Raw genomic sequence first — 17141 nt, forward strand, 5'->3', positions numbered from 1 at the left:
CCTTGCTGTAGAGAACGAGATCTTAGACAATCTGATTCTCTACCAAGGCCCTCACCTCTACCCAATCAACGCTGCACCCGGAATCATCACAGAGCAACCCCGACTACACTCTGCATTCTGAAGAGCCGGAAAAGGACGGGCTCATAGAATCAGTCTATTTGCAGCTCCGACTGGATTCCGCGCCGCCGGATCCCGAGGCAACTCAATGCTTCGACGCCATTCTCTGTCAACTGACGAACCACTACGGCGAGCCCGCCATTCCATGGCACGGGCAAAGAGGCCTACGGAAGATGTGGAACGTCAACGGCATCGATATTGATTTGACCTACAACGACAGTCGCAACTCGCTCAACATAGGGATTCAGAACGAACGGTTCTTCGCAGAAGTTGAAGCTTACGCCCGCGACAACTGAGCAGGGCAGTACTCCCCGCATCCCTCAATATCTCTCGCGCCTGGGCGCTTAATTCCGCCTACCGACCCGCAAGCCGCAAAGAGCAGAACCAAGTGCCTTACTCGTGCAGGGCAATTTGATACAGGCTGTGGCCTTGCCATTTCCCAGCGATTTGTAGGCATCGAGGCGCCATACCAATCTGTAGAAAACCGGCCTTCAGCAGAACTCGCTGCGATCCAACATTGTGCAGCAAAGCAGTTGCCTCAATACAGTGCAACTCGACTTCCTCGCGCGCTCTTCCGACAACCACCCGTGCCGCAGCTGAGACAAGCCCGCGACCTGCGTATTTGCTGTCCAACCAGTAACTCAGAACTCCACTTTGGAAAGGGTCGCGCACAACCGCGGCCACGTTGAATCGACCAACAACGGTTTCGCCAGCAAACAACCCAAAGGAAAACCCATCGTCAGCTTGCACGGCAACAAAGCGACGAGACATATCGGAAGCTTGCCATGCCTCGGTCTAGTACTCCTCGGGGTGAACCTGGTTCCGGAAAGATAAGTGCCCAGGTTTGCGCGAATACGCGGGGCAAGCTCTGACGCATCTCTCAGGCGCAATCCACGCAAGCCCCGGTGTCCCCGTGTTTGTGGTCATGGCCGAACCCGGGGCGTCCCTGGCCGCCGAGCTGCACCTGCTCCTGCCCGAACTACGTAAGACGGTCGGGGATGAACGACAGGTGTTGGTGGGCTTCGACCGCAGCGGCTGTTCACCGAGGTCTCCCACCCCGTTGACCATGGTGAACTGAAGACGTGGTCCGTGGCGGCGACCGGTGGTGGAGGCAGGAGAATCAGTTCCGTTGCGCCCGCATGCACGTCGAGCTGGACTCCCACAACTCCTACGCCAGCACCGATGACGACGCCGACCGAATGGCGCCGAATCCGGCCAAAGCCAAGTCGGACCACAAAGTCGAAGCAGCCAAGCCCCGGGCAGGAAGAGATGGACTCCTGGATCAAGCTGACCCACACCGGCATCCGCATGGTCGCCTGCAACACCGCGATGGACATCGCCCTTGACCCGCTGCACACCAACGCCAAAACCGCAGCCGTTGCCGGACTCTGCCGACGCCTCACAACCACCGAAACCCGTCATCCAGGCATCCTGGCATCCAGGCATCCTGGCGCCGACCTACGCCTCAAATACGCCATCAAATAACTGGGCTCCTCATTACAAGGAATAAATCGTCATACCCAGAGGGCAGGTGCCCCAAATCATGCAAGGGTCAATCCATCAGTCAATAACAAAATACTTATCATTCTGGCGGAATTCTATTTCGAGGGACATTCGAGTGGAGAGTAAAACCTGTTCGCGATTCATAAACCGGCGGCGTCAAGCCTTCTTGAACTCCTATCTGTGGAGCAGCTATGGGACCGACGCTGAGCACCATGACATGTCATGCATGAACCTGTAAACAATGATCGCAACAATATTTGTCGGAAAGGACAGGTCACGAGCCCTCACCTCAGCAGGACCTATCCGAAGGGACAAGTTTAGGCAATCTACTTGACTTGCACACATACCCACGAGCAGTGTTGGGTTTACTTGGGGATATCAAGAAAGCTATCCAAATACTACTATCCCTTCGAATCGACAGTGGTGAATAAATTGCGAAAATCAACTGGTCGGCTTGTTGCAGGAGTCGGCACTTTGGGAATGGCAATTTTGTTCTTGGCCCCATCGGCTCAGGCCACAGAAACACCCGCTCCGCAGCCGGCAAACTCCTCTCAGGCCATCACTGATGGGGCGGTGACACCGTATGGCGCGTGCAATTCATCGCTTCGGTACCGGGAAGTGACCTCTAAGAGCAACTACTACGAAACGCTTGGGCCCCAGTACCACTCAATCAATAACTCCACGGCCCCTATCCAGAAATCGTTCCAAAACACGACCAGTGGTACAGTCTCAGCGAGCGTTAGCGGAACCATCGAAGGTGGAGTCAACGGTGCCATCATTTCGGCGAAAGCATCAGTCAGCACCAGTATCAGTGCCAGCGTTTCGTATTCAAATTCGCTGACTGTCTCTGCGACAGTGCCTGCCAAGAAGACTACATACGCTCAGATTGGCACCAGCAAGTGGAAGACGGGGATTCGCACCTATTTTTCCAACAACAACTGCGTCAAGGTGGTTACCAGCACAGGATTCCTTGACGCGCCAACGTCTGTGGGATGGAAGGTCTGGAATGGCTAGAACAGCAACGTCGGTTGCTGCGGGAGCCATCTTGGTGGCGGTCCTGACTAGTTGTACCCCCGCAGACTCTCAACCCGCACCGGCGCCGACGCCAACTGCGCACACCTCTTTGCCCTCCAGCCCATCAGCACCTTCAGATGTGACCCATTACTCTCCATCTGGAGAAAAGATCGTCGCATCGATGGATAACCAATCGACTTCCAACACGGTGGGATCTTTTCCTACCCGCTCCAAGTTTATCAACGTCTATCTGACATGTGCTGGACCCGGGACCATTTTGATCAAGATCTCCGGCGTAGGGGAATATGAACTGCCATGCCTGGAAGGTGACGTAGTGCCTTCCAGCAACCAGTTTGAGGTGAGCACAGTGGAGTCCTATGTGCTGAGCATTGATTCAAGTGTCAACCAGACATGGGCGGTTTCGATGACAGAAACCGAAACCATTTTGTGAACTAGCATGGGATTCATAGGCCCCAGGAGTCTAGTGTGGGACATTTTTGTCTGGCACTAGACTCCTGTAGCCATAATTGTCTCCCATTACCAATCAAGAGCTAACGTCGTTGACGGCTTAGAATAGTCCTCTAAAAAGATCGACAGTCCTGCACGCAGTGGGTATTTTGACAAAGGTTTACAAATTTCAAGTTGCAGAAGATGACTTTCTGTTGGGCGTGGGTTAGACATCCGTCCATGGCATAAGGAACGCCTCTTACGATCGGTTACCTCATGCAATTACGAACCGTCTAAAGCCCCCATCGGGGCTTGTCCCGATTCAGTTCCCCGCTGCGTCTATAAGAGTTGCCTATTCGTCTTCCTTCCGCGAACGGACTTGAATAATCCGAGAATCCATGGTTTTCATCTTATTTGTCCTTTTGAGACTCGGGCCGAGAGCAGTAGATTCCATAATTTTCCCGCTCGCGGGGCTGCATGACTTTGAAAAGAATGTGAACTTGCCATCCGCCGCACAACTGACAACGGTGGAGCTTAGCCGCCAGCTCCCGTGGCAGCTTGGCATCGGGTGACGATGGTCTCGGCTTACCCAGCCGCTGGAACCAGAAACTGGGCTCCATGAGCAGCAACTCAGGGTTGCCTGCTACCGTCCATCGACTCGTGCACCTCGGCGATTCCATGGACGCAGCTATGGGATCCCCCCATCTGCACACGTGCCTGTGGGGCGGGCCCTTGCCGCAGAAACTACAATGACGGGTTCCGGAGGCAAGGATCAGTCTCCAGTTTTACCTCTCGCGAAGAAGCATCCGCCGATCAATTCAATGTCCCAAGCCGTGCACATCTGCACAGCGAAACTCACTGCAAGATGGATCACCGGCGCTAAACGAGAATCTCCTGGCCAATCCATCTCAGTCGCAGCATCCCAGCCACTACTTTCACTCTATTGACGTCCGTCTGTATATTGATATAGTCGGTGCATGAGCTGTCCCCATGCAGAGCCCCCCGAAGGTGTCCGCGAAATCGAAGGCACGATGCACACGGACTTCCGCAACACCATGTCCTACGGAAGCTACCTGAATCTGGATCGCCTGCTCTCATCACAGCACCCTGCGAGCTCCCCCGAGCATCACGATGAAATGCTCTTCATCATCCAGCACCAAACCAGCGAGCTCTGGCTCAAGCTTGTCCTCCACGAGCTCAACGAATGCCGCCGCTTGATGGAGAAGGACGAAATTGGCAAAGCCCTGAAGTGCCTTGCCCGGGTCAAGCACATCCAGAAGACCCTCACCGAGCAGTGGTCGGTACTGGCCACACTCACCCCACGTGAGTACGCTCAATTCCGTGGAGTCCTGGGATCGTCTTCCGGATTCCAGTCCTTCCAATACAGGGCTGTTGAGTTCATCTTGGGCAACAAGCACCGCGGCATGCTCAAGGTCTTTGAATCTGACCCCGAGGCCCATAAACTGCTCTCCACACTCTTGGAGGAGCCCACCGTCTACGACGCATTCCTGCACGCACTGGCCCGGGCCGGCTATGCAATTCCAGTCAGCATTCTTCAGCGGGACGTCAGCGAAGCGTGGGTTTGCCACGAATCGCTGATCCCTGTGTTCATGGAAATCTATGAGTCGGACACGACCCAGTGGAGCTTCTACCAAGCTTGTGAGGATCTGGTGGACCTTGAAGACAACTTCCAAGCCTGGCGGTTCCGCCACATGAGCGTGGTCAAGCGGATCATCGGTTTCAAGACCGGCACCGGAGGCTCCTCGGGCGTGGATTTCCTCAAGCGAGCCCTGGACCTCACGTTTTTCCCCGAACTTTTCGCGGTCCGCACCGAAATCGGCAAATAGCCCCACCCCTTGCCCCGTCTCACGAAGGACACCCCGATGACCAGGAACACAGACGTTTCCCTTCCCACCAGCGCACAGCTTGATGCCAATGACAGGCTGGCCCCCTACCGCGAGCGCTTTGTGGAACCCGAGGCCGGCTCCGTCGTCGCCTATCTTGACGGCAACTCACTCGGGCGGCCGCTGCGTGTAACAGCCGGCAATCTCGCTGCTTTTGTCCAGGGAGATTGGGGCACCGGCCTGATCAGGTCCTGGGACGAGAAGTGGATGGACGAGCCCACCACGCTCGGCGACCGGCTCGGCGAAGTTGTTCTGGGTGCAGCACCGGGACAAACCTTTATTGGGGATTCGACGTCGGTGCTGCTTTACAAGTTGCTGCGCGCGGGACTGGAAGGACAGCCGGGTCGCAACCAGATCGTCATTGACCGGGACAACTTCCCCACCGACCGCTTCATCGTTGAGGGCATCGCCGCCGAGCGCGACGCGGAGATCGTCTGGATAGATCCGGATCCCACAACAGGTGTCACACCAGCGGATGTTGCAGCCGCCGTCGGGCCCCGCACTGCAGTGGTCCTGCTCAGCCATGTTGCCTACCGCTCGGGGTTTCTTTCCGATGCACCGGCGATCACCCGTCTGGTCAAGGACGCCGGGGGATTGATCGTGTGGGATCTTAGCCATTCCATCGGTTCCGTCCCCATGGAGCTGGACGCCTGGGGCGTGGACCTTGCCGTGGGCTGCACCTACAAGTACCTCAACGGAGGTCCCGGCGCCCCCGCGCTGGCCTACATCAACAGCTCGTTGGTATCCCGACTGCGGCAGCCGATCTGGGGCTGGATGGGCGCGGCGGATCCTTTCGGGATGTCCGCCAACTTTGAGCCGGCTGACAACGTCCGGCGGTTCATTACCGGCACTCCCCCCATCCTGGCCATGCAGCCGCTCAAGGACATGGCCGAGCTGATTGCCGACGTCGGCATGGTTGCCATACGGGAGAAATCCATCGCACTCACCGAGCATGCCCTTGCCCTGGCAGAGGAGCTCCTGGTGCCGCTCGGCGTGGAAATCGCCAGCCCCCGGGATCCTTCGCAACGCGGATCCCATGTGAGCGTGAACCACCCGCTTTTCGCCGATGTCACAGCTCGGCTGTGGGAGCAGGGAGTGATCCCGGACTTCCGTCCGCCATATGGGCTGCGCATTGGCCTTTCGCCGCTGAGCACCAGCTTTGCGGAGGTACAGGTGGGCATCGAGGCAATCCGGGATGTCTTGGTATCCCTGCAGTGACGGCGGTTCTTGATGACATGGACTCCAGGCCCGGAAGCACCACTTCCTTGTTGCGCACAGTCATAGGTTTGTACCTAAGGGAGACAGGGGGCTGGATGGCCTCCAGCGCCCTGGTTGAGCTGATGCAGGCCATGGATATCCCAGCAACCCTGACACGTACTGCCTTGACGCGGCTGCGAAAAAAGGCCGTGGTGGTTTCAGCGGCACGTGATGGGATGGCTGGGTATGAGCTGGATTCCCGTGCGGCACGGATGCTGGAGCGTGGAGACAGACGCATCCATGCTCCTCGGTCCATGGACGCCCACGATCCATGGTGCCTCATCTCCTTTTCGCTGCCAGAGTCCGAACGCGAACGCCGGCATCAGTTGCGCCGGCAGTTGCATTGGATCGGGTGCGGGATGGTCTCCCCCGGCCTGTGGGTTGCCCCGGACTATCTGCGCAAGGAAGTTGCGGAGATCCTGGAGTCTTTGGGCTTAGGCGAGCGGGCGGTGTTGTTCACCACCTCGCGCCCCCATGTTATTGGGGAGCTGCGCGATGTGGTCGCCGGTTGGTGGGACCTTGATGCCATCGCGACCCTGTACCTGGACTTCATCAAGTTCACCGAACAACTCCCCCAGGGTGGGGTGGACGCCGCCCCGCAGGCGTTTGCCACCTATGTGAACTTGATTGATCGTTGGCGCATGATCCCCTACCTCGACCCGGGATTGCCCACCGACTGCCTGCCCTCCGATTGGCCGGGCGGAGCGGGCGTTGCCATATTCCAGCGGATCAGCAAATCCCATGCACCGGCCAGCAAGGCGTTCGTGGCCTCCGTCACCGCGCCGCGCTAGAACTGCACATGTGCCATCGTCAAGGACGCCGCTCCGGGCAGCTCAGCGCTGCTCCATCCAAAGACGCCGCTCCATCCAAGGAACTGCGTTGTCCCAATGCGGCGCGGCCGGGTCTATCGCCTCCATGTGGAACAAGTCCGGGGTCTGCCGGAAATCCACGACGTCGCCCGCGGCCACTGCCGCTGCCACAAAGTCCTCCGAGTGGACTTCCGGGACATGTTCATCAACAGTGCCGTGGATGACGAGCAGCGGCTTTTCAATGGGGACCCGGCAGATCGGTGAGGCAAGGTTGTAGGCGTCCTGCATATCAGCAAAGTGTCCGCCCATGAATCCGAGCGCGGCGTTGTCATCCAGTTCTTCAGCGTCGACGCGCCGCACGTCGGTCACCGGTGCAAGAGCCACGACGGCGTCGGCAAGGTGAGCGGCCAAAAGCGCCAGCTGACCACCCACGGAATGGCCCACGGTTACCACTGCCCCCGCGGAGCACCACTGCGGGCGCGCGTCCTTGGCGCACCGGATGCCAGCCAGGACGTCGTCGAGCGTGATGGGCCAGCCGCCGCCATTGCCCACGCTTCGGTATTCGATGTTCGCCACGGCCCAACCGCGCGCCAACAGATCATGGGCCAGGGAATGCATGAGCGTGGCGTCCCACATTGCCCGCCAATACCCGCCGTGGATGAGGATGGCGTACCCTTTCGGGGTTTCAACGTGTGGCGTCCAGAGCTCCACGAACTGCGGGTCGGCTGCCCCGTAGCGCACGATCTCCGGCTCATCAATCGCCGGGATGGGAACGGTCATGGGCAATTCACCTTTCTGTCAGCTGTGGTGGCCACTGCACCGCCGAAGCCATGCAAGTGGGGGTTCTCCGGCGCCTACCGTGTGCCGCCTGCACCCACATTACCGACTGGCTCCCCATGACAAGCTCAACAGCATGGGCCTGCGGGTGGCATCGAAGACCACGTGCAACGCTTGCCAGTTTGACGGTGACGCAACCGCCGTCGTTCTTCCCACTTCCCAGCAGTCTGTGTGGGAGCACAGCCGGCCTCGATGGCGGTACTGGGCCACCTTGGCGAACGGGGGTCGTTTACGGACATGTAGTCACGGCCGGAGTTGCGCGGACAACTCCCTGCAGTAACGTGGTTCACAATGCGTGGTGGAAAACCTGCCGCGCGCAGACTCATGGAAGGTGAGACGTTGCTGATCAGCATCACCCTCGAGCCGGGGGCTGATTCCCCCATCGATGCCACGGCTTTGTCCCATCTACTGCGCAAGCACCCCGGGCGCTTGCAAACTTTTGAGTTGCCGGTGGGCAATGCCCACGTGTTTTACCCGGAGTATTCCCCGCAACGAACCACGGCGGTCCTGCTGTTGGAGGTTGATGCCATCGGTTTGGTCCGCAACAAGCGCTTCCGTGGCGACAACGGTGTGCTGGACTACTACATCAATGACAGACCGTACACGGCCTCCAGCCTGTTGGCCGTGGCCCTGGGCAGGGTGCTGCGAAACGCCATGACGCCCACCAGCGAGGCCTACCCGGAGTTGGCCGACACCCCGCTGCCGCTGCGACTTGTTGTGCCGGTGATCTCCACCCGCGGCCGTGACGGGCACGATCTGGCCGAGCGCTTGTTCGCCCCCTTGGGCTGGACCATCGAGCAGCGGCCCATCGCCCTGGACGAGATGTACCCCTTGTGGGAGGACTCGCGCTACAGCAGTCTGGTGCTCACCGGGTCGGCGCCCTTGCATGTGGCCCTGCGTCAGCTTTATGTTCTGCTGCCGGTACTGGACGACAGCAAGCACTATTGGGTCAGTGATGACGAGGCCGAGAAATTGGTGCGTCAAGGCGAGGGCTGGCTGCCCGGGCATCCCGAACGCGCCTTGATCTCCCACCGGTATCTGGCCCACCAAAAAGATTTGGTGGCTGCGGCCGATACACGCATTGCCGGAGAATCAACTGCGTCCGTTGAAAGCACGACGCCGCTGCCCCCTTCCCCTGGTGCGTCGGCTGGTGCGTCAGTACAGCCGTTGCGCGTGCAACGTGCGGAGGCGGTCCTGACGGCGCTGAAGGATTGCGGTGCCCGGCAGGTGGTGGATGTGGGCTCGGGGTCGGGTGCTTTGCTGCGCCGGATGCGAAAGGATGGCTTCTTCACACGAATCCTCGGCACGGATGTATCAGCCCGGTCGCTGGAACAAGCCGCCCGCGTCATGAACGTGGATGAGCTCGCTGACACCGACAGGGCTCGGATCACGTTGCTGCACAGCTCCGTGCTGTACCGCGACGAACGGATCGCGGGCTTTGATGCGGCCGTGTTGATGGAGGTCATTGAACATATCGAACCAAGCAGGCTTTCCGCGCTGGAGGATTCGATATTTGCCGGGGCCGCGCCGGCCAACGTGATCGTGACCACCCCGAACTCCGAGTACAACCACTTGTATCCGGCGCTGGCCCATGGAGGCATGCGGCATGATGACCACCGATTCGAATGGACGCGGGCCGAGTTCACCCAATGGGCGGAAGGGGTGGCAGAACGCCATGGCTACGGCGTCGAGTACCGCCCCGTGGGTGAAACTTCCCTGAGCTCCGGCGCCCCCACCCAGATGGCAATCTTCCGAAAGGCAGGAGCATGAGCGAGATTCAGATCCCGGAGGTCGGGCTGGTGCTGCTGGTCGGTGTTTCCGGTTCGGGCAAGTCCAGCTTCGCGGCGAGGCACTTTGGTGACTTCGAGGTGCTCTCCAGCGATTACTTCCGGGGGCTGGTGGGCAACGATGTGACGGACCAATCCGTGACCCCGGCGGCTTTCGAGGCCTTGAACTTCGTGGCCACCAAGCGCTTGGAAGCCGGCCTGCTGACAGTGGTGGATGCCACCAATGTCCAGCCCTCCGCCCGGCAGAAATTAGTGGACGTGGCCCGGGCGCAGGACGTGTTGGTTTCGGCGATTGTGCTGGATGTGCCGCTGAAGCTGTGCCTGGAACGCAATGAGGGCCGTGGCGCCCGGACGGTCGCACCCACGGTGATTGACCGCCAACACCGGCAGCTGGTCAAGTCCCTGCGTGGAATGCGCCGGGAGGGTTTCCTCCGTGTACATGTGTTGTCCTCGCAGGAAGAAGTCGACGGCGTGGAGATCCACCGACACAAGCTGCTCAATGACTTCCGCGACGAGCATGGGCCGTTCGACGTGATCGGGGATGTCCACGGCTGCCTGGATGAGCTGTTGCTGCTGCTTGAGGAACTCGGTTACACAGTGGGCCATGATGAAGCCGGCCGTGCCACGGATGCCGCACATCCCCAAGAGCGCCGGGTGATTTTCGTGGGAGACCTGGTGGACCGCGGTCCTGACTCGGCCGGTGTATTGCGGCTCGCCATGGGCATGGTGGGCAATGGCCACGCCCTGTGTGTGCCGGGCAACCATGAGGACAAGCTGGTGCGCGCGTTGCGCGGGCGCAAGGTTGCCCTGACCCACGGGCTGGACGCAACACTGGCCCAGCTGGCCGAGCAGGAGGAAGGATTTGGCCGCAAGGTAGCCGACTTCTGCGACCGGTTGGTTTCCCACATGGTGCTGGATGACGGCAAGCTGGTGATCGCCCACGCAGGGCTGATTCAGCAGTACCATGGCCGGGCCTCCAAACGGGTGCGTGCCTTTGCCCTGTTTGGGCAGGTGACCGGAGAAATCGACGATTACGGCCTGCCGGTGCGCCACCCTTGGGCCAACGAGTACCGCGGGGACGCGATGGTGCTCTACGGACACACGCCCGTCACCGAGGTGGCCTGGATCAATAACACCGCTTGCTTGGATACCGGCTGCGTATTCGGCGGTGCACTGAGTGCCATGCGGTATCCCGAACGCGAGGTGGTCCAAGTCCGGGCCCCAAAGCAGTACTGCGAACCTGGAAGGCCGCTTGAATCCCCGCGCGGTCCGGAACGCGAGCCCGGTGTTCTCTCCATCGAGGACGTCTCAGGCTCGCTGCACTTGAGGTCCGAGGGTCTGGGGACGGTAAGGATCAACGAGGCCCAGGCTGCCGGTGCATTGGAAACCATGAGCCGATTTGCCATAGACCCGCGGTGGCTGTGCTATCTGCCGCCCACCATGTCCCCGTCCGAGTCCTCATCCCAGCCCGGTTATTTGGAGCACCCGGACGAAGCGTTTGCCTACTTCCGGCGCCAAGGCGTGACGCAGCTGGTCTGCGAGGAGAAGCACATGGGCTCACGCGCGGTGATGCTGCTGTCTCGAAACCCCGGACGATTCGACGCGCCCGAAGACTGGCTGGGTGTGCTGCATACCCGCACCGGGCGTCAGTTTCTGGAAGCTGAGCATGAACGCCGGGTCCTGTTGCAGGCCCACGAAGCCGCGGAACGCGCCGGGCTGTGGGACGAGCTGGGCAGCGATTGGCTGATTCTCGATGGCGAGTTGATGCCGTGGTCGCTGAAGGCAGAGCCATTGATCAAAGAAACTTACGCCTCCGTGGGCGCCGCAGCCATTGCAGCAACCGATGCCGCCGTGGCGGTGTTGGATTGTACGGCCAACACTGGCATTGACGTCCAGGACCTGCTCGCGCGTACCCGTACTCGTCAGTCGAACGCCAAGGCCTTCCGGGACTCCTACAGGCGTTATGTAGGTTCCGCCGACGAGCTGCGTTTCGCCGCTTTTCAAGTACTGGCTGCCGAAGGCCGGAGCTTTGAGACCCGGGACCACGGGTGGCACTTGGAAATCAGCGACAGGCTCGCTGCGGTGGGACCCAACCTCTTTGCCCCAACCCGGTACCTCCGTGTGGATCTGAGCCAGGACAAGGATTTGGAGACCGCGGTGCGCTGGTGGGAAGAGGCAACAGCTGCTGGTTCCGAAGGCATGGTGGTCAAGCCGTGGCAGAACCTGACCAAGGCGAAGCGCGGCTGGGTGCAACCGGGTATCAAGGTTCGCGGCAAGGAATATTTGCGGTTGATCTATGGCCCGGACTACTTGGAGGAAGTCAATCTGGAACGCCTGCGTCAGCGTGCCACGGACAAGAAGCGCAATCGTGCCCTGCATGAGTACATTCTGGGGCTTGAAGCCTTGCGGCTGACGTCTGCGGGAGCACCACTGTGGAAGATCCATCAAATGGTCTTTGGAGTCCTTGCGCTGGAATCCGAGCCCCTGGACCCCCGGTTGTAGTTGGGACAGGGGTACCCTCACGGGGCGGTGTGCACACGGCGTATTTCATTCAGGTGCCTGTGCAGTTGAGGTTCTTGTTGGGCTATCGAGCGCTGAGGGCATGGGTGCCTGCCTGATGCCGGGCCTTGAATCCGATGGCTACCGCACTCAAGCAGGCTGTTGCCTCCACGATGACTGCCACGACTCCGAGGGGTTCAAGCCAGTTGCCAATGTCGTCGCCTATTTGCGGCAGCCCAATGGTGCGGGAGATGACGTAGCCAAGGATGGCCAGCCCCATTACGGCGGCGGTGCCGAAGTAGGCCGCTGGGACGTCGTGGAGGGCAAGCACAGTTGCGAGGACAAAGCTGGCAGCAGTGAGGACTATGAACAAGACCCCGATGTACGGCGCTTCATGGAGATGGGTTGGAATGACGGGAATATGTGCTGCACCTGCCACTGCCAAAGCGATCACAGGAAGTACCCGCAGCGGGTGCTTGACTGGGCTGCCAAACAGTGGGTTGCGGTTCATGCTGGAGCGGTAATTTGTGGGTTTGGTTTCCGTTGCCATGGCTTTGCCGATCGAGATCGTGGCGCCCCGGGACTGGTGCACCTGAAATTTCCGTGTCCGCCGACGGGTTTCGGGGACATGAGTTATTCGTTGCCGCGGGCGGTTCGGTTTGTCCTCGCAGGCAAATATTTCGTTGAGCTGCTCGCTGCGCTGCGGTAGGGTCACTCATCCACTCTTCGGTTGAATTCGCCCACGGGACCCGAAGGCTGATTCCTATTTCTATCTCACAGGATCGGCCAAGAGCCAGACTCGTTCCCTTGTGACATCCAGTAGTCGTTGATGGCCTGCACAGCCTGCGCCTTTGTCATCGCGGCAACGATGTGTTCATCAATGCCAGCGGTATGGGTGAGCTGCCAGACCAGTGCAAGGGGAAGCGTCGCAGCAGACACTGGCACAGCACCGCGTGCAGGTATGACTCCGTCCTCAACGCAAGCCCAAAACTCATCATCTCCAACCATGAGCTGGTCCTGGAGAATATGGTTCCAGACTAATTCCCACTGTTCTCTCACACAGAACTTCTCGTGGTCATCCCGTCCACCGAGGAGGCGTACGCTCACGCCACGGAACCGGTGAGCCAAGTGGTCAACTGCCCATCCGTGGAGAGACCAACAAGCTGGACCAATGCCCAATTCATCCGATGGTTGGGCGCGGCATGTAAATGGTCTTCCCAATCTTGGGCATACTCCCGCAATGCGTCCACATAGTCCGCCAGGGCCTCCCCCCAGTTCCGTGGCCTCCGCAGCAAACGACTGCCCGGGCATAAAGACAGCCCACGCCCCATCCTCGTTCACGACCTGAATATTCGGCACTACCGTCAACGCGAGATAGCGGCGCAGGCTCTCACCATGGACCACGGCCGCCGGCGCCCGGTCCGGGCGGCTGATTGTGGACAGTCCGCCCCGTTCGCTGGAATTCAGGATCGCTTTGAGCGACTCCCGTTGTCATTTTCAGAAGTCGAGTGCACAAAATGCACAGCCTGCTACCTTCGATCATTTAAGAAGGTGATGACTCGTGGACCCGCTGGCCGGGACCAATCTAGTGCCATGAATTATCACCCCAAACTGCCACCACTTAATCCTTTTCCCACAGAGGGTTCCCCAGTGGGCATGACGCGACTGGCCTCTACACCTAGAAGTTTGACTGCTAGAACATACTGGAGGTGGGCCGGGAGCAAGTGAATGTTTGAATCAAGAGGCGTTGGGTAGTCTTGATTGATGAGATCCGGCGACCTTTCCCCTCTTCCCGAAGACTATGCCCAGGTGCTGGCATCGCTGAAGGATCGGGTCCGTGAAGCAAGGATTACCGCCCAGCGCAGAGTCAATTCGGAACTCATTAGCCTGTACTGGGGCGTTGGGCAGCAAATACTTGCGCATCAAGACAACCAAGGATGGGGTGCCGGCGTCATCCGCCGTTTGGCTGAGGACCTGCGCACCGAGTTTCCTCTGATGAAGGGTTTTTCCCAACGCAACCTGCAGTACATGCGGACCATGGCCAGCGCTTGGGGACCTGAGTCAAATGTGCCACAGCTTGTGGCGCAATTGCCGTGGGGACACATCCGCACCATTCTGGACAAGGCAGAAACCCCTCAAGCGCGTGATTGGTATGCAGCCGCCGCCGTGGAATTCGGCTGGTCCCGCAATGTCCTGCTGAACATGATGATGAATCGTTCCATGGAACGCACGGGGACCGCGCCGTCTAACTTCACGCAACATTTGGCTGCCGTGGACTCGGAACTGGCACAACAAGTGGCCAAGGACCCTTATGCCTTTGAGTTTCTGGGGCTCTCCGGCGAGGTGGCAGAAAGAGACTTGGAACAGGCGCTCATGGACCGCATCGTGGAGACACTGCGGGAATTGGGCCCAGGATTCGCCTTCGTCGGCCGCCAAGTTCATATGGAAGTGGACGGAGATGACTTTTACATCGATCTCTTGTTCTTCCATGTCGAGCAGCTGCGCTACTTCGTCATCGAACTAAAAACAGGGAAGTTCCAACCCGAATTCGCCGGGAAACTGAATTTCTATGTCGCGTTGGTCGATGACAAACTACGACGCCAAGCTCACGAGCCGACAGTCGGAATTCTCATCTGCGGCAGCAAGAACGATCACACCGTTCGATACGCTCTGGGACGTTCCACCTCACCCATGGCTGTGGCCGCTTACACCTATGATCAGCTCACCAGCGAGGATCGTGCGATACTCCCACCAGAGGAACAGCTCACCGCAGCCCTCGATACCCTCCCGGAATGAGCAATCCTGAGCGCGGGGACAAAGCACCCGGCTAGAAACCCTGCTGCTACATGACCAGCAATGAAGAGCGAAGCCTCGACCGTCCCACTCAGCGTTCCCCTATGACGCGTTGCTTATGGCCAGCCGGACACGAGTTGGTATACTCGCCAACTGTTGCCGTCAGTCGAGCATCGATAGGTACTGCGGCCGGCACTTCATCGCATGGATGAGTTCGTCGGTCCCGTCATCCCAGACCAGCACCACGAGTTCCAACAGCCTGCTTCGGGTATCAAATCCCAGACGAAGGAAACGCCGCGGATCTTCATCATCCAGCGGCACCTCCCGGAGCGGCCAAGAGGCTGCCTCTATCCCGTCCTCATCGCCGATTCCGTGCTTGTGCGCGGAGCCGCGAACGATCATGAGCTGGTAAGCGTGTTGTCTGTGTGCGCCCAGCTCGACAGCGCAGCGCGGAACGCCTCGGAGCGGTTCAGGTGCTCGCGCTCAGCGCGTTCCATGACTGCAGCAAGCTCCTCGGTGGTCAAGCGCACGGGCACGACCTGCGAAGCGGTTGCACCCCTGGCGGGGCGCCCCATGCGGGCCTTGAGGTCTTCGACGTCGTAGCCTGCCTCGGCTTCCTCGACCCACTGGTCGATCTCGGCCTCCGAGACTGGCTGCCGTGTAGTTTTCGTTCCATGAGTACTATCGTAATACGAATCCCCTGGCGGAGCCAGAGTATCCAGCGAGCCGGTACGCCAGAGTCAGCCCGTGACATAACATCTGGAATCCCTCATTGAAAAACTTGCCCATGCACCAGAGCAGCTTTGACCCTGAGCCGTCTTCCGTGAAGCCGTTTGCATGGGCGCGAGGTCTTCGACGTCGTCGCAAACCGCTGACCTGTAACCGCTGACACGAGAGTCCCAACACTAAGACTGCCCCAGCATCACGAGGCAACAACGACTAGCTCCCTCGTGCCGTTAAAGGTTCCGCATTCGATCACGACGAACGGGCGATGCCGCCACCCGTGCCACGGCGTAGGCTGATGCCATGAACTATGGGGCTGTGGGTGCCAAATCGCGCCAAGGTCTACCTACGAGACTGTCCCTACAATATGTCGGTCTATTCCAACCGAATCGACGAACCCTGTTCGTCCGCCAATTTACGTTGGTGGCTGTGAGGATCTGGTCCAGTATTTCGGTTATGAGGTCACGAGATTTCGCGTACCAATGGAGATCTCCTTCTTGCCGCCCACAACTGGCGGCTTTACCAGCGGCACAGGAACTCGCCGGAGCCTTCTCCATCGGAGCTTCAAGGTGATCAGCCAGCGTAGGTTCGAGCTCGACGTCCCTAACGGGTCTGGGAAATTAACAAAACTCAGCTACGCCACTGAACACGACCACAAGGACGCCAATAGCCCTGCAAAGAATCCCGCGGATAGCTACACCTGCGATTCGTACCGATTTCAATATTTGAGGAGCAAGTGTCCCGCAGACCGTTCCGCACGCGGGACTGCCGCTATGTATTAGTGACCGTAGTGATATCGGCATCCGGCAATGCGAATTTCATCAATGTCAATTTTGTACACGAGCCGATGTTCGTCGGTGATTCGTCGTGACCAGTAGCCATGAAAACCGTGCTTCAACGGTTCCGGCTTTCCGATGCCTTCGTTTCCGTTTCGTGCGATATCCCGCAGCAGGATGTTGATGCGTTTGAGGACCTTACGATCCTGTGTCTGCCACCACTCATAGTCGTCCCATGCGTCCTCGTCCCAGACCAACTTCATTCTGTGATGTCGTGCTCGACGCCCTCACCAGATTCGAGCCGTTCTATTGCACCGAGGAGTCGCCTGGCATTCGTAGGGGATTTCAACAGATACGCGGTTTCTTTCAATGACTCATAATCATCTAGCGAGACGATGACCACTGGTTCGTGACCCGCGCGAGTGATGATGACTTCCTCGCGGTCATCGACCACAGCGGACAGCGTCGCAGCGTAGTTTGCTCGGGACTCTGAGTAAGTCATTGTGCGCATGATGTTCCCTTCTTGACGTACAACTTATTGTACGACGTTGATTGATGTCCCGCAAGAGGTACATGACTGCTCCACAGGCCACTGCAGTCGGATCACGCCGTCGGACTTGGGTCTTCCCTTCGAAGCACGAGCCCGCCGGCGGCCTTGGCGAAACCACGATCGCA

Annotated in this window: 18 protein-coding genes; 10 read left to right on the plus strand and 8 right to left on the minus strand. The window is 59.2% G+C overall.

What is annotated here, in order from left to right; all coding sequences use genetic code 11:
- Positions 1–158 precede the first annotated feature (158 nt).
- Complete coding sequence (locus tag QMG25_RS16240; protein ID WP_283462055.1) at positions 159–413, plus strand: hypothetical protein; 255 nt, start codon at positions 159–161, stop codon at positions 411–413.
- Positions 414–510: 97 nt separating this feature from the next.
- Here QMG25_RS16240 and QMG25_RS16245 read toward each other — a convergent pair whose 3' ends face one another.
- The gene (locus tag QMG25_RS16245; RefSeq protein ID WP_283462056.1) at positions 511–888 is read right to left on the minus strand and encodes a GNAT family N-acetyltransferase; all 378 of its coding nucleotides are present in this window, start codon (positions 886–888) and stop codon (positions 511–513) included.
- 73 nt (positions 889–961) lie between these two features.
- Between QMG25_RS16245 and QMG25_RS16250 the strand changes: the two genes are divergently transcribed.
- The 6 genes from QMG25_RS16250 to QMG25_RS16275 all read left to right on the plus strand — a co-directional run bounded on the left by QMG25_RS16250 (position 962) and on the right by QMG25_RS16275 (position 7033).
- On the plus strand, positions 962–1195 hold the full coding sequence (locus QMG25_RS16250; protein ID WP_283462057.1) for a hypothetical protein: 234 nt from the start codon (positions 962–964) through the stop codon (positions 1193–1195).
- A gap of 191 nt (positions 1196–1386) precedes the next feature.
- On the plus strand, positions 1387–1602 hold the full coding sequence (locus QMG25_RS16255; protein WP_283462058.1) for a hypothetical protein: 216 nt from the start codon (positions 1387–1389) through the stop codon (positions 1600–1602).
- A gap of 1024 nt (positions 1603–2626) precedes the next feature.
- Positions 2627–3085 (plus strand): hypothetical protein, encoded by a 459-nt coding sequence (locus QMG25_RS16260; protein WP_283462059.1) that lies wholly within the window; start codon positions 2627–2629, stop codon positions 3083–3085.
- A 973-nt stretch (positions 3086–4058) separates the two neighbouring features.
- Positions 4059–4928, plus strand: a complete 870-nt coding sequence (kynA, locus tag QMG25_RS16265) for a tryptophan 2,3-dioxygenase (RefSeq protein WP_283462060.1) — start codon at positions 4059–4061, stop codon at positions 4926–4928.
- Between the two features lie 36 nt (positions 4929–4964).
- A complete protein-coding gene (locus QMG25_RS16270) occupies positions 4965–6203 on the plus strand; it encodes a kynureninase (protein WP_283462061.1) in 1239 nt (412 codons plus the stop codon).
- A 17-nt stretch (positions 6204–6220) separates the two neighbouring features.
- Positions 6221–7033 carry a PaaX family transcriptional regulator gene (locus QMG25_RS16275; RefSeq protein WP_283462153.1) on the plus strand — a complete coding sequence of 271 codons (813 nt, stop codon included), beginning with the start codon at positions 6221–6223 and terminating at the stop codon, positions 7031–7033.
- A 42-nt stretch (positions 7034–7075) separates the two neighbouring features.
- On the opposite strand, the gene QMG25_RS16280 is transcribed toward QMG25_RS16275, so the two are convergent.
- A complete protein-coding gene (locus tag QMG25_RS16280; protein WP_283462062.1) occupies positions 7076–7831 on the minus strand; it encodes an alpha/beta hydrolase family protein in 756 nt (251 codons plus the stop codon).
- 348 nt (positions 7832–8179) lie between these two features.
- Here QMG25_RS16280 and QMG25_RS16285 point away from each other — a divergent pair, with 348 nt between their 5' ends.
- Positions 8180–9658: a 3' terminal RNA ribose 2'-O-methyltransferase Hen1 gene (locus QMG25_RS16285; protein WP_283462063.1), complete on the plus strand. Its 1479-nt coding sequence runs from the start codon at positions 8180–8182 to the stop codon at positions 9656–9658.
- Entirely contained in the window at positions 9655–12177 is a 2523-nt protein-coding gene (locus tag QMG25_RS16290; protein WP_283462064.1) for a polynucleotide kinase-phosphatase, read from the plus strand. Before QMG25_RS16285 ends, QMG25_RS16290 begins: the two co-directional genes overlap by 4 nt.
- An 82-nt stretch (positions 12178–12259) precedes the next feature.
- Here QMG25_RS16290 and QMG25_RS16295 read toward each other — a convergent pair whose 3' ends face one another.
- Positions 12260–12889: a hypothetical protein gene (locus QMG25_RS16295; protein ID WP_283462065.1), complete on the minus strand. Its 630-nt coding sequence runs from the start codon at positions 12887–12889 to the stop codon at positions 12260–12262.
- A gap of 59 nt (positions 12890–12948) precedes the next feature.
- On the minus strand, positions 12949–13182 hold the full coding sequence (locus QMG25_RS16300; RefSeq protein ID WP_283462066.1) for a hypothetical protein: 234 nt from the start codon (positions 13180–13182) through the stop codon (positions 12949–12951).
- A gap of 756 nt (positions 13183–13938) precedes the next feature.
- Between QMG25_RS16300 and QMG25_RS16305 the strand changes: the two genes are divergently transcribed.
- On the plus strand, positions 13939–14970 hold the full coding sequence (locus tag QMG25_RS16305) for a PDDEXK nuclease domain-containing protein (protein ID WP_283462068.1): 1032 nt from the start codon (positions 13939–13941) through the stop codon (positions 14968–14970).
- A gap of 159 nt (positions 14971–15129) precedes the next feature.
- On the opposite strand, the gene QMG25_RS16310 is transcribed toward QMG25_RS16305, so the two are convergent.
- From QMG25_RS16310 to QMG25_RS16325, 4 genes are all read right to left on the minus strand, one after another.
- Positions 15130–15369 (minus strand): hypothetical protein, encoded by a 240-nt coding sequence (locus QMG25_RS16310; protein ID WP_283462069.1) that lies wholly within the window; start codon positions 15367–15369, stop codon positions 15130–15132.
- Complete coding sequence (locus QMG25_RS20450) at positions 15366–15497, minus strand: ribbon-helix-helix protein, CopG family (protein ID WP_349307154.1); 132 nt, start codon at positions 15495–15497, stop codon at positions 15366–15368. The genes QMG25_RS16310 and QMG25_RS20450 overlap by 4 nt, the downstream gene beginning before the upstream one ends.
- A 971-nt stretch (positions 15498–16468) precedes the next feature.
- Complete coding sequence (locus QMG25_RS16320; protein WP_283462070.1) at positions 16469–16729, minus strand: Txe/YoeB family addiction module toxin; 261 nt, start codon at positions 16727–16729, stop codon at positions 16469–16471.
- Positions 16726–16968, minus strand: coding sequence for a type II toxin-antitoxin system Phd/YefM family antitoxin (locus QMG25_RS16325; RefSeq protein WP_502866432.1), 243 nt, complete (start codon positions 16966–16968; stop codon positions 16726–16728). The genes QMG25_RS16320 and QMG25_RS16325 overlap by 4 nt, the downstream gene beginning before the upstream one ends.
- Positions 16969–17141 lie beyond the last annotated feature (173 nt).

This window comes from Arthrobacter sp. H35-D1 (assembly GCF_030063185.1).
Lineage (GTDB): Bacteria > Actinomycetota > Actinomycetes > Actinomycetales > Micrococcaceae > Specibacter.